Raw genomic sequence first — 12930 nt, 5'->3', positions numbered from 1 at the left:
GGGCGCTCACGGCGCTACTGGTCGATCCAGACAGCGCCCCATCGGGTGACGGCGTCGGGCGTGCCCGTGCCGCGCGTGCCGTCGGGCAGGGTCCACCCGCCGACGTTGTTGATCTCCGGGATGGTGGCGATCACGGTCGCCGTGCCGCCCGTCCAGAGGTTCGGCACTGCCTCGGCGAAGTGCAGCATGATCGCCTCGGCGGCCTCGAACCGGGTGTCCGGGTCGGTCTCCGTGCGAAGGATCTCGAGGTTCTCGTTGATCACCGGGTTGGTGTAGTTGGTGAAGTTCAGCGGGTTCTCGGTACTCCCGAAGGCGTCGTTGAGGACGTTGTACGGGTCAGCCTCGCCGCCCATCCGCCAGCAGTTGATCATGTAGTCCTCGGCGAAGGCGTTCTGGATGTGGACCGCCTGCTCGACCTGGTTCAGCGACACCTCGACGCCGACGTTGGTCCAGAAGGCCTGGTACGCCTGGGCCAGCTCGATGAGGCTGGGGTCGGGCGGGCAGTTGAACTCCACCGAGATGGGTGCGCCGACGGCCTTGCCGTCGGAGCGCTCGGGGTCGTTGACGTACTCGTCGAGCAGCTCGCGGGAGCGGTCCTCGTCGAGCTTGGGCCACGCCTCGTCGACCGCCTCCGAGAAGAACGGGCTGTTGGGGCTGAAGTACTGGGTCTGCGGCGGGGTGATGCCGGTGCCGCCCAGCACGTCGACGAGGCCCTCCTGGTCGAGGGCGTGGGCCAGGCCCAGGCGGACCCGGGCGTCGTCGACTGGCGGCTTGTTGACGTTGTAGATGGCGCCACCACCGTTGTTGCCGATGAACAGCGTCGTCTCGATGGTGCCCTGCTCCTCGGCGTCGAGGGCCTGGCGCACGATGCTCTGGCGCAGCGTGGTCATGGCCTCGACGTCGCCGGAGAGGAGGCTCTGGAGCCGGGTGTCCTCATCGGGGATGGGCCGGAAGGTGATCTCGTCGAGGTAGGGCAGGCCCTCCTGCCAGTAGCCGTCGTAGCGCTCCACGACCAGGCGGTCGTCACGGCTCCAGGACACGAACTGGTAGGGGCCGGTGCCGACGGGGTTGTCGGCGAAGCCGTCGGTGTCGGCGTCGTACGCGGTGGGCGAGAAGGGCATGCCCGCCGCCGAGGTGAGGCGGTCGGGGAAGGCGGCGGAGCCCTCGGACAGCCGGTAGGTGCCGGTGAGCTCACCCGTGACCTCGAAGGTCTCGACGCTGGCGAGGGCGCCGGAGAGCACGGAGGTCTCGCCCTTGTTGATCCCGAGGTTGTGGGCGATGGCCTCGGCGTTGAGCGGCGTGCCGTCGTGGAAGGTGACCCCCCCGCGGAGGGTGAGCTGCCACTCGGTCAGGTCGTCGTTGGGCTCGAGGCTCTCGGCCAGGAACGGCAGGACCTCGCCGCCCTCGGAGCCGGCCATGAGCGGGTCGTAGAGCGTGTAGGCCACGTTGTAGCCGGAGGAAGCCCAGTTGCCGGTGCTCGGCAGCCAGTTGGCGGTCTCGGCCTCGAGGCCGACGGTGATGGAGCCGCCCTGTTGGGGCTCGCCCTCGTCGCGCGCCGCGGTGGTGGGCGTGTCGCCGTCAGCGGTGGCGCCGGTGTCGTCGCCGCCGCCGTCGTCGCCGCCGCAGGCCGCCGCCAGCAGGCCGAGCGAGACGAGCAGAGCGAGGAGTCGGATGAATGGTGATGACGCCGATCCGGCGCGTCGTGTGACCACGTGGGTCCCCCTGGTGTTGGTTCGTCGGGCCGACCGGACGGTCGCCCGGTCGGAGTATAGGAACCGCGCCTGTGACTGGGGTCACACCGCGGGCCGTGCGTCGGCGGTGACCGCCGTCACGACGGAGGCGGATCGTACTGCCTCCGTCGGCGATGGTGCGCCATCTGGAGGTGCTGCCTCTTCCGGATCTGCCGGAGATGGTCCGTTCGGGTGACGCCGGACGTAGCCCGTCTCTCCGCCTGCGTGGCAGCGCTAGTCTCGGGGCTTTCCCGGAGGTCGCACCACCATCGACATCGCGCTCGGCCTGGCCGCTGCTGCCCTGCTCATCCTGGCCAACGCCTTCTTCGTGGCCGCCGAGTTCGCCCTCGTCGCCGTCGACCGTGAGCGCGTCGAGGTCCTCGCCGCCGTCGGCGGTCGTCGGGCGCGGCGGGCAGCCGCCGCCCTGGGCCGCCTCTCGTTCAACCTCTCCGGCGCTCAGCTGGGGATCACGGTCACCTCCCTCGTGCTCGGCTTCGTCGCCGAACCCACCATCGCCAGGGCCATCCGGCCGATGCTCGGCGCCCTCCCCGAGGGAAACCGCACTGCCACCTCGATTGCCCTCGCGCTGCTGATCGCAACCGTGGTCCAGATGGTGATGGGCGAGCTGATCCCGAAGGGCCTGGCCATCGCCCATCCGCTTCCGACCAGCCTGGCGCTGGCAGGTCCGCTCCGCGCCTACACCGCCGTGTTCGGGCCGCTGATCCGGTTCCTCAACGGGGCCGCCGACGCGACCGTCCGCCGCATCGGCATCGAACCTCGGGACGAGCTGCGCTCGGTGCGCAGCCTCGAGGAGATCGAGCTGCTGATCCGGTCGTCGGGCGAGGAGGGGACCCTCGATGCCGACGCCGCGAACCTGCTTGCCCGCACCATCCGCTTCGGCCAGATGAACGCGGCCGGTGCGCTGGTGCCGAGGGTCGACATGGTGACCCTGCCGGTCGAGGCCACCGTCGCCGACCTCAGCCGCCAGGCGGTCGAGACCGGGCACTCCCGCTTCCCGGTCGAGGGGGCCGATCGGGACGACATCGTGGGCGTGGCCCACGCCAAGGACGTCCTCCTGGTGCCGGCTGCCCAGCGGGCGACGACCCCCGTCACCGCGGTCAGCAGGCCGCCACTCTTCATCCCCGAGGGGCGCGACCTCGAGTCGCTGCTCACCGAGATGCGCGCCGAGGGCATCCCGTTGGCGGTCGTCCTCGACGAGTACGGCGGCGTGGCCGGGATCCTCACCCTCGAGGATCTGCTCGAGGAGATCGTCGGCGAGATCGCCGACGAGCACGACCCGCCTGAGCCGAGCCTGACGAGCTCGCTGCCGACGGGCACCACGGTCGTCGACGGGTCCCTGCACCTCGACGAGGTCGCGGCAGTGACGGGGTTGGTGCTGCCCGCCGGCCCCTACGAGACGGTTGCGGGGTTCGTGCTCGATCGCCTCGGCCACCTGCCGGTGCCCGGTGAGCGGGTCGACCACGAGGGCTGGGAGCTGGAGGTCCTCGAGCTCGAGCGCCGGCGCATCGCCTCGCTGCGCGTCGCCGCGCCCTCGCCGGCGCGCCCCCCGGGCGACGACGGCCTCGACCGGGGGAGGCGCTGATGGGGGCCATCACCGTCGCCGTCCTGCTCCTGGCCGCCAATGCGTTCTTCGTGGCCGCCGAGTTCGCCCTGGTGGCCGTGCGCGGCGCGCGCATGGGGCAGCTCGCCGCCGGTGGCGACCCCCGTGCCCGTGCCGCCGAGTCGGCGGTCAAGGACCTCTCCTTCATGCTCTCGGCTGCCCAGCTCGGCATCACGATGGCGTCGCTCGGTCTCGGCTTCGTGGCCGAGCCGGCGGTCGCCCGGCTGCTCGAGGGGCCGATCGAGGCGCTCGGGGTGCCGGCCGCCGCGACGCACACCATCGCCTTCGTCATCGCGCTCACCATCGTGGTGTTCCTGCACATGGTCCTCGGAGAGATGGTCCCGAAGAACATCGCCATCGCCGAGCCCGAGCGGTCGGCGCTCTGGCTGGCGCTGCCGATGCGGGCCTACACGGTCGCCTTCCGCCCGCTCATCGTCGCCCTCAACGCCGCGGCCAACGTGGGCCTGCGGCTCCTCGGTGTGCAGCCGACCGACGAGCTGATCGTCGCCCACACCGGTGAGGAGATCGCGACCATGCTCGCGGTGTCCCGCCGGGAGGGGCTCCTCGAGGAGGTCGAGCACCGCCTGATGAGCGGCGCGCTGGCATTCGCCGCGCGGCCCGTCTCCGCCGTGATGATCCCGCGCGAGCAGGTCGTGGCCGTGGGGGCGGCGGCGTCGGTGGAGCGGGTCGAGGAGGTGGTGCTCGACAGCGGCCACTCCCGGCTGCCGGTCTTCGGGCGGTCGCTCGACGACGTGCTCGGCTTCGTCCACGCCAAGGACCTCCTCGAGCTGCCCGAGGTCGGCCGTCGCCGTCCCCTGCCTCCGGGGCTGCTCCGCCGGATGCTCGTCGTCCCCGAGGACCAGGAGCTGCAGGCGCTGCTGCGCGCCATGCGCCGTGCCCGGCTCCACTTCGCGCTGGTGGTCTCCGATACGGGCACGACGGCCGGTATCGTCACGCTCGAGGACGTGCTGGAGGAGCTGGTGGGAGACATCCGCGACGAGCACGACGAGCACGACCACGACACGTGACGAATATCACCTGACTCGGGGCCCTAGTTTGGTCAGGGCCTTGGCGGGGAATCGCAGGAACCACGGCGCCACCTCGCGAAGTCTCACCTACGTCAAATGATCGGATCCGCTCCGCGGCTCCAGGGAGTCCAAACCATGCAACGATCGCTCGCCCGCCGGTATGCGCCGCTGGCCGCCCTGGCTGCCGTGCAGCTCCTCGTCATCGCGCTGGCGCCGTCGCGCGCCCCGGACGACCCGGGTTTCACCCAGTTCGCGACCGGCCCCAACGGCGCCCAGCAGTTCGACGGCACCGGGAGCGGTGACGGCACGGGCAACGACTTCTCAACCGGCGACGGCAGCGATTTCAGCAGTGACGGCACTGGTGGGACTGGAGGCACCGCGGGCGGTGGCGGCACCACGGGCACTGGCGGCACCACGGGCGGCGGCGGTGGCGGTGGCGGTACCACGGGCGGCGGCGGCGGCGGTGCTGTCGACGGTGGCGGCGGCGGCGGTCAGCCGGCCGGAGACACCAGCCACTGCGTCGACGGGCGCCAGTTCAACCCGGCCATCACGTTCCACGCGCCGCCGTGCACGCCTAAGTTCCAGGGCGACAACGGCGGCGCCACCTACCAGGGGGTGAGCGCCGACGAGGTCCTCATCATCGACTACGTCGGCAAGGGCAGCGACGCCGTCGACACCATCCTCAAGGCCCAGGGCGCCTTCGTCGAGCTGGAGCAGCGCAGGGCGTACAACGCGGCCGTGATGGACTTCGTGAACGCCAACTTCGAGCTCTACGGCCGCACGTTCCGGATCGAGATCTTCCAGGGCAACTGCGACACGATCCCGCCGAACAACCGGTGCCTGCGCAACGAGATGCGCCAGATCGTCAAGGACAAGAAGCCCTACTTCTTCAAGTGGAACTCGTCGCTGTCGTCGGAGACCTACGACGAGCTGTCCCGCCTCGGCACCCCCAACGCCGGTGGCTGGCACTTCCGCGACTCGTTCCACCAGGTCCGGCGCCCCTTCCACTGGGACGTGCAGATGAGCGGCACCAAGGTCGCCCAGCACGTCGCTGAGTGGTACTGCAAGCAGCTGAGCGGACCGACGGAGTACGCCGGCACCGCCAACTCGCTCCAGAACTTCAACGGCCAGCCCCGGGTGCTCGGCGTGATCAGCACCAACGACCCCGAGAACCAGGCCATGGTCGAGGTCGACCTGCGCAAGGCACTGGGCGGGTGCGGGAAGCAGATCGCCAAGACCTACTTCTATGCCCAGGACATCACCACCGCCGACCAGCAGCGCCGCGCGGCGGTGACCCGCATGCGGGACGACCCCACGGCCACCACCGTGCTCTGCCTCTGCGACCTGGTGGCGCCGATGTTCCTCTACGCCGAGGAGCAGCAGCAGAACTACTACCCCGAGAACCTCATCGGCGGCTTCGGCTTCATGGACGCCGACCAGGCCGCCCAGGCGTACATGGGTCAGGTGGCGTGCCCCCTCAAGGGCAGCCGGCCGTGCAACTTCGAGGACGCCTTCGGCATCTCCAGCATCACCGCCCAGGAGCCCGAGAACAAAGATGCCGGGGCTCGCGTCTGGCAGGCGGCGGGTAGGGAGGGCAACCCGCCCTACAACTCCGTCACGGGCGACTGGGACTACTGGAACATGATCGCCAGCCTCATCCAGGGGGCCGGGCCCACCCTCCACCCGGGCACCATGGAGGCCGGCGCCTTCGCCCAGGGCTTCCGCGGTGGCGGCAACACCGGCCAGATCCGTCGGGGCTTCAGCGAGGGCAACTACACCTGGAACCAGGACATGCGGGTCGTGTACTGGAGCACGACCAAGCCGAGCAGCCGCAACGGTGTTGCCGGAACCTACGTCCAGGTCGGCGGCAGCCGGATCGACCTCGGCAAGTACCCCAACAGCTCCCTCCAGATCCCGGCCAAGCCGCGATGAGCGCCCCCGCGCTCCCGGCCCCGCTCGGCGAGGTGCTCGCCGCGGCCCGGGCGGACAACCCCGTGGCCAAGGCGGGGCGCTTCGCGCTCGTCGTCGTGTTGTTCGTCCTCGGCGTGCAGGTGGCGTTCTCGCCGCCCCTGAGCCTCTTCTTGTTCGGGGTCGCCAGCGGGTCGCTCTACGGCCTCGTCGCCGTGGGCATCATCCTGATCTACCGCACGAACCGGATCATCAACTTCGCCGCCGCCGCCATCGGCGCCGTCCCGGCGATCCTCGCCGTCCTGCTCATGGTGCTCAAGGGCGTGCCGTACTTCGTCGCCCTGCCCATCACCATCGTCGGCGGCCTCGGCCTCGGCGGGCTCACCGACGTCGTGGTGATCCGGCGCTTCTCCAAGGCTCCCCGCCTCATCCTCACCGTGGCCACCATCGGCGTGGCCCAGATCCTGGCCTTCGTGGCGCTGTACATCCCCATCTGGCTGGGGCGCGAGGACATCAGCTCCGGCGTCACCACGCCGTGGACCGATCTCCAGGTCAACACCGCCACCAACAACCTGCTCCTCAACGGCGACTACATCTTCTCGGTGGTCACCGTCGTGGCCCTCGCCGCCGGCCTGGCGTTGTTCTTCCGGTTCACCCGCATCGGCATCGCCCTGCGGGCGTCGGCCGAGAACGCCGACCGCGCCTCGCTGCTCGGCATCCCGGTCGAGCGGGTCCAGACGGTCTCGTGGATGATCGCCGGGCTCCTCGGGGCCATGACCATCTTCCTCCGCTCGCCGCTCGTCGGCGTCCCCGTCGACGGCAGCCTCGGCTACACCGTCCTCCTCTTCGCCCTCGCAGCGGCCGTGATCGCTCGGATGGAGAGCATCCCCCTCGCGGTGGTCGCCGGCTTCGCTGTCGGGGTCCTCGAGCAGAGCTCGGTCGCGGCCACCGGCTCCTCCGACCTCGCCGCCGCCATCATGCTGGCGTTCATCCTCGGTGCCCTCCTGTTCCAGCGGGGGAGCCTGTCGCGGGCCTACGACGCCGGCGTCTCGACCTGGCAGTCGCTCAAGGAGTTCCGTCCCGTCCCCACCGAGCTGCGCAACGTGCGCGAGGTGGTGGTGGGGCGCTGGGTGCTCGCCGGCCTCCTGCTGGCCCTCGTGCTCTTCGCCCCCCTCATGGTCAGCGCCGGCGAGGTCGCCAAGCTCAGCACCATCCCCATCACCGCCATCGTCGCCGTCTCCCTGGTGATCCTCACCGGTTGGGCGGGCCAGATCAGCCTCGGGCAGTTCGCCATCGTGGGTGCCGGCGCCGTGGTCGCAGGCAAGCTGGCGACCGACTTCAACCAGGACTTCTTCACCACCGTGATCGCCGGCGCCCTCGCCGGGGCGGCCATCGCCATCGTGGTGGGCATCCCCGCGGTGCGGATCCAGGGCCTGTTCCTGGCGGTCACGACCCTGTCGTTCGCCGGCGCGGTGCAGTTCTACTTCCTGAAGCGGAACTACGCGATCGGCCAGCTGATCCTGCCGAGTCAGGCCAACGCCCGCGTCGGGCGGCCCATCCTCTGGGAGCGCATCGACCTGGCGCCGGAGCGCAACTACTACTACCTGTGCGTCGTGTTCCTGGTGCTGGTGCTGCTGGCGGCCCGATCCTTCCGGAAGAACCGCAGCGGTCGGGTCCTCATCGCCACCCGCGACAACCAACGTGCCGCGCCGGCCTACGCCATGAACCTGGTCCGCACCCGCCTGGCGGCCTTCGCCGTTGCCGGGGCCATCGCCGGGATCGCCGGGGTGCTGCAGGTGTACCAGAGCCAGTCCGTCGACGCCTCGACCTACGGTCTCGTGCCGAGCATCCAGGTCTTCGTCGCCACCGTGATCGGCGGGCTCACCTCGCTACCGGGGGCCGTGGCCGGCGCGGTGGTGATCGAGGCCGTGAGCCTCTTCGGCGAACCGAGGCTCACGGGGATCTCCTTCCTCGTCACCGGGCCGGGCCTCCTGCTGATCCTGTTGTTCCTGCCCGGAGGCTTTGCCCAGGCGGGCTACCAGCTGCGCGACCGCTACCTGCGATGGGTGGCGGCCAAGCACGACATCCTCGTGCCCTCCCTCGTCGCCGACCGCATGGTCGAGGACACCAGCGACCAGGACCACATCATGGAAGACGCGCAGCACCACGCCGAGGAGCTCGAGTGGAGCGAGCGCGAGCTCACCGGCTCGGGCACCGGGAAGGGGTCTTCATGAGGCTGCGCAAGGGAGGGGCCGAGGGCCAGGCCACGAGCGAGGCCGGCAGCGTGGCCGTCGACCCAGACCCCACCACCCCCATCGACGTGCCCGCCGGGCGCGAATCGGCCCCGGCCGAAGGCGAAGCCCCGCTGCTGTCGTGCCGGGGCGTCGAGGTGGCCTACGACAAGGTGCAGGTGCTCTTCGGGGTCGACCTCGACGTGCAGCAGGGCGAGATCGTGGCCCTGCTCGGCACCAACGGCGCCGGCAAGTCGACCCTCCTCAAGGCCATCTCGGGCCTGGTGACGCCCATCGGCGGCACCATCACCTTCGACGGGAACGACATCTCCCGGGTGGGTGCCGTCGACGCCGCCAAGATGGGCATCGTCCAGGTGCCCGGCGGCAAGGCCGTGTTCCCGACCCTCACGGTGGCCGAGCACTTCAAGGCCAGCACCTGGCTCTACGCCAACGACGACCCCGCCGACGTCAAGGCCCGCATCGAGGAGGTCCTCGATCAGTTCCCCCGCCTCCGGGAGCGCTGGGACCAGATGGCCGGCAACCTCTCCGGCGGTGAGCAGCAGCAGCTGGCCGTGGGCATGGCGTTCGTCGCCAAGCCCAAGCTGCTCATCATCGACGAGCTCTCCCTCGGGCTGGCGCCGACCATCGTCGAGCAGCTGCTGGGCATCGTCCGCGAGATCCACGCCTCGGGGTGCACGATCATCCTGGTGGAGCAGTCGGTGAACGTGGCCCTCACCATCGCCACCAAGGCGTACTTCATGGAGAAGGGCGAGGTCCGGTTCTCCGGCAAGCCCGAGGAGCTGCTCTCCCGGGGCGACATCCTCCGGGCGGTGTTCCTCTCCGGTGCCGACGACGCCGCAGGGGTCGAGGGTGAGGTGTCCGCGACCGGCGCCCCGGTGCCGGCCTCCGCCACGCGCGCTGTTCCGATCTCCACCGAGCCTGCGCTCCAGGTCGACGGCCTCACCAAGCGCTTCGGCGGCATCACCGCTGTCAACGACGTCAGCTTCACCCTCCACAAGGGCGAGACGATCGGGCTCATCGGGGCCAACGGTGCCGGCAAGACCACCATCTTCGACCTCATCTCCGGGCTGCTGGCCCTCGACGGAGGTCGGATCCGCCTCGACGACGTCGACATCACCGGTTGGGGCGCCGACCGCCGCGCCATGGCCGGTCTCGGCCGGTCGTTCCAGGACGCGCGCATCTTCCCGTCGCTCACCGTCGCCGAGAACATCGCCCTCGGCCTCGAGCGCCACATCGAGGTGCGTGACCACCTCGCTGCTCTTCTCGCCCTCCCTGCCATGCAGGAGTCCGAGGAGGACGTCGCCTACACCGTCGACGACCTCATCGAGCTGATGAGCCTCAGCGCCTTCCGCGACAAGTTCGTCTCGGAGCTCTCGACCGGCAGCCGTCGCATCGTCGACCTTGCCATGTCGATCGCTCACGACCCCGCTGTGCTGCTCCTCGACGAGCCCTCGTCCGGCGTGGCCCAGAAGGAGACCGAGGCCCTGGGGCCGCTCCTCAAGCGCATCCAGCGCGAGACCGGGTGCGCCCTGCTCGTCATCGAGCACGACATGCCGCTGATCACCTCGGTGTCCGACCGCCTGATCGCCCTGGAGCTCGGCTCCGTGATGTCCGAGGGCGAGCCCGACGTGGTCATCAACGACCCGCGGGTCGTATCGTCCTACCTCGGCGGCGACGTCGACATCATCAACCGCTCCGGTGCCGCCACCGGCACCTCGGCGAGCGAGCGCGCGGCCGGCGACGACACCGGCTCCACGGCGAAGGCCGATCGAAAGGGTGCACCCGTGCGAGACGACGACGTGACCCCCGAACAGGCCACGGGGCGGCGCAAGCCGCTGAAGGCGTCCGGCCGATGACCGCCCGCATGATCCAGCGCAGCTGCCGTCTGGCCGCGGTGGTCTGCATCGGCCTCGCCGGGGTGGTGGCCATGCCGATGCCCGCCGGCGCCGAGGCGCCGACCGAGTCCGGCTGGTGGTACAAGGCGAAGGCGGGTCTCCTGGGCGCGGCCCCGCTGCCGCCACCGGTGCCGGTCCCCGACGGTGGGCTCTACGTGGCCAACGACCCGAGCGGCCACGTGGCCATCTCTGCCATGCGCTTCTCCGACGACGTCGGCAACGCCACCCTGCTGCTTCGGGTTGCCGGCACGACCCTCGCCGCGCCCGGGGAGCCACCCGAGATCGTGGCGTGCCCGGCCACGTCGGACTGGGAGCCGGTGGAGAACGGCGCGTGGGAGGACCGTCCCGAGGCCAACTGCGACGGCGCCAGCACCGGGGTGCTCTCACCGGATGGCCAGGAGATGACCTGGTTCATCTCGGAGTCTGTCGTCGCCGACGGTGGCATCGACGTGGTGCTCCTCCCTCGTGACGGGGCGCCGTCGTTCTCGATCACCTTCGAGGCGCCCGACGAGGAGACCCTGATGGGTCCCGGCAGCTTCGACGGCGACTTCGGCTCGGACTCCGACTTCGACTTCGACGACGACTTCGACTCCGGTGAAGGCTTCGAGCCCAGCGACGGCGGCGGCTCGTCGGGTGGTGACTTCAGCTTCGACCCCGGGCCGAGCCCCGTCCCGTCCGGCGGCGGTTCGTCGGGCGACTTCTCGGTCGATCCGGCGCCTCCGGTCGAGGTCCCGGACGACGGTGACGACGACGCCATCGCCGCGCCCCCTGTCCCGGGCAGCGGCTCCGGCACGCCCACCGCCCAGCAGGCTCCGCTGACCGACGAGAGCCGCACCGCCCAGGTCGCCGCCGTCCTCACCCTGATGGCCATCGCTGGTGCCCTGTTCTGGCTCGGATCGCAGCCGGTGCGGGCGCCCCGCCTCCTCGGTTCCCTCGGGGGCTCGGGCACGGCAGCGGCCGCGGCCGCCACCACCACCGCCGAGGCATCGATCATCAGCGCGCCGTCCCGCGGGATCGGTCGCTTCGCCCGCCCCCGCACCGCCCCCCCGACCCGCCTCTGAGGCTCACGGGGCCCGTCGCCGAGCGGGGCTCACGGGGCCCGTCGCCTTCGCGCACCGTTCTGGCACCAGGATCGCGTCGGTTTCCAGCACGTTTCTGGTGCCAGAAGCGGGGCTGACGGGGTCCGTCGCCGACGGGTCTCCTCCTCTCATCACAGTCAGACGACGGTTGCGTGGCTTTCTTTGCGGTTGCATGACGCGTACGATGCTCCGGATGCGTGCCCCCCTGGTGTTGGCGATGACCGTCGCGCTCCTGATCTCCGCCGCGCCCGCCGGCGCGCAGAGCAGCGAGCTCGATTCGGCGCGCCGACAGGCCAACCAGGTCGCGAGCGAGCTGGCGTCGGCCCAGAGTCGCCTGGCCGAGCTGCGGGGCGAGGTCGCCGCCCTCGAGGCCACGTACGGGGCCACCGCCGCCCGGGTCGTGCTCCTGCGCTCGTTGGTCAGCGAGGCCGCCATCCTCGAGTTCATGCGGGGCGGCGACATGCTCAAGGTGTCGGTGCTCGACCCCGACCTCGCGGTGTCGGCACGAGGTGCTGTGCTGGCCCGATTCGCAGGGGCCGACACCACCGACGTGGTCGACGAGCTCCGGGCGGCCGCGGCTGACCTCGAGCGCGAGGCCGCCGCCCTCACCAGGGCCCGTGCCGACGCTGCCGACGCTGTCGAGTCGGTTCGCGAGCGGGCCGCCCGGGCCAACGTCGAGCTCGCACGCCAGGAGCGCATCGATGCCGAGCGACGAGCGCGCGTGGAGGCCGAGCGTCGGCGCAAGGAGCAGGAGGCCGCCGCCCAGCGGGCGCGCGAGCGTGCCGCCTCGGTCGCCGCCCCCGACGGGACAGCCAGCCGGCGCACTTCGACCCCCGCCCCCCGGTCCGCCCCGGCCCCGTCGAGAGGCAGCTGGACCTGCCCGGTGCAGGGACCCCGGGCGTTCACCAACGACTGGGGCCAGCCCCGCTCCGGCGGCCGGCGCCATCAGGGCACCGACATCCTCAGCCCCCGTGGCACGCCGGTGGTGGCAAGCGTGAGCGGCTCCGTCCGGGGTCACAACTCCCGCCTCGGTGGCATCTCGTACTACCTCAAGGGCGATGACGGCACCACCTACTTCGGCACCCACCTCGACAGCCTCAGCGGGGCCAGCGGGCGAGTGAGCCAGGGCACCGTCCTCGGCTACGTGGGCGACTCGGGCAACGCCCGGGGCGGGCCCACCCACCTTCACTTCGAGATCCACCCTGGTGGGGGGTCGCCGGTCAACCCGTACCCCACCCTCGCCGCCAACTGCTGACCCCGTCGGGTTGTGCGCGCTGGAGGTCGGGAGACGACGTCTGGGGTGCACATCTCGGGATGGGGCGGTCTGACCCCGTCGGGTTGTGTGCGCTGGATGTCGGGAGACGACGTCTGGGGTGCACATCTCGGGATGGGGCGGTCTGACCCCGTCGGGTTGTGT

Annotated in this window: 8 protein-coding genes; 7 read left to right on the top strand and 1 reads right to left on the bottom strand. The window is 71.0% G+C overall.

The genetic code is table 11. From position 1 onward, the window contains the following. Nucleotides 1–14: 14 nt before the first annotated feature. Complete coding sequence (locus VMN58_08715) at nucleotides 15–1712, bottom strand: ABC transporter substrate-binding protein (protein HUF33271.1); 1698 nt, start codon at nucleotides 1710–1712, stop codon at nucleotides 15–17. Between the two features lie 286 nt (nucleotides 1713–1998). Between VMN58_08715 and VMN58_08710 the strand changes: the two genes are divergently transcribed. The 7 genes from VMN58_08710 (at nucleotide 1999) to VMN58_08680 (ending at nucleotide 12768) form a co-directional block, all read left to right on the top strand. Then, nucleotides 1999–3333: a hemolysin family protein gene (locus VMN58_08710; GenBank protein ID HUF33270.1), complete on the top strand. Its 1335-nt coding sequence runs from the start codon at nucleotides 1999–2001 to the stop codon at nucleotides 3331–3333. Beyond that, nucleotides 3333–4379, top strand: a complete 1047-nt coding sequence (locus VMN58_08705) for a hemolysin family protein (GenBank protein ID HUF33269.1) — start codon at nucleotides 3333–3335, stop codon at nucleotides 4377–4379. Before VMN58_08710 ends, VMN58_08705 begins: the two co-directional genes overlap by 1 nt. A 135-nt stretch (nucleotides 4380–4514) precedes the next feature. Further along, complete coding sequence (locus VMN58_08700; GenBank protein ID HUF33268.1) at nucleotides 4515–6311, top strand: hypothetical protein; 1797 nt, start codon at nucleotides 4515–4517, stop codon at nucleotides 6309–6311. Next, nucleotides 6308–8521, top strand: coding sequence for an ABC transporter permease (locus tag VMN58_08695; protein HUF33267.1), 2214 nt, complete (start codon nucleotides 6308–6310; stop codon nucleotides 8519–8521). The genes VMN58_08700 and VMN58_08695 overlap by 4 nt, the downstream gene beginning before the upstream one ends. After that, on the top strand, nucleotides 8518–10395 hold the full coding sequence (locus tag VMN58_08690; GenBank protein HUF33266.1) for an ATP-binding cassette domain-containing protein: 1878 nt from the start codon (nucleotides 8518–8520) through the stop codon (nucleotides 10393–10395). The genes VMN58_08695 and VMN58_08690 overlap by 4 nt, the downstream gene beginning before the upstream one ends. Next, a complete protein-coding gene (locus VMN58_08685) occupies nucleotides 10392–11495 on the top strand; it encodes a hypothetical protein (GenBank protein ID HUF33265.1) in 1104 nt (367 codons plus the stop codon). Before VMN58_08690 ends, VMN58_08685 begins: the two co-directional genes overlap by 4 nt. Before the next feature lie 211 nt (nucleotides 11496–11706). Next, complete coding sequence (locus VMN58_08680; GenBank protein ID HUF33264.1) at nucleotides 11707–12768, top strand: peptidoglycan DD-metalloendopeptidase family protein; 1062 nt, start codon at nucleotides 11707–11709, stop codon at nucleotides 12766–12768. Nucleotides 12769–12930 lie beyond the last annotated feature (162 nt).

Source organism: Acidimicrobiales bacterium (genome assembly GCA_035512495.1).
Lineage (GTDB): Bacteria > Actinomycetota > Acidimicrobiia > Acidimicrobiales > CADCSY01 > DATKDW01.
The sequence above is the reverse complement of the archived record's forward strand: the minus strand, read 5'-3'. Positions and strand labels throughout refer to the sequence as shown.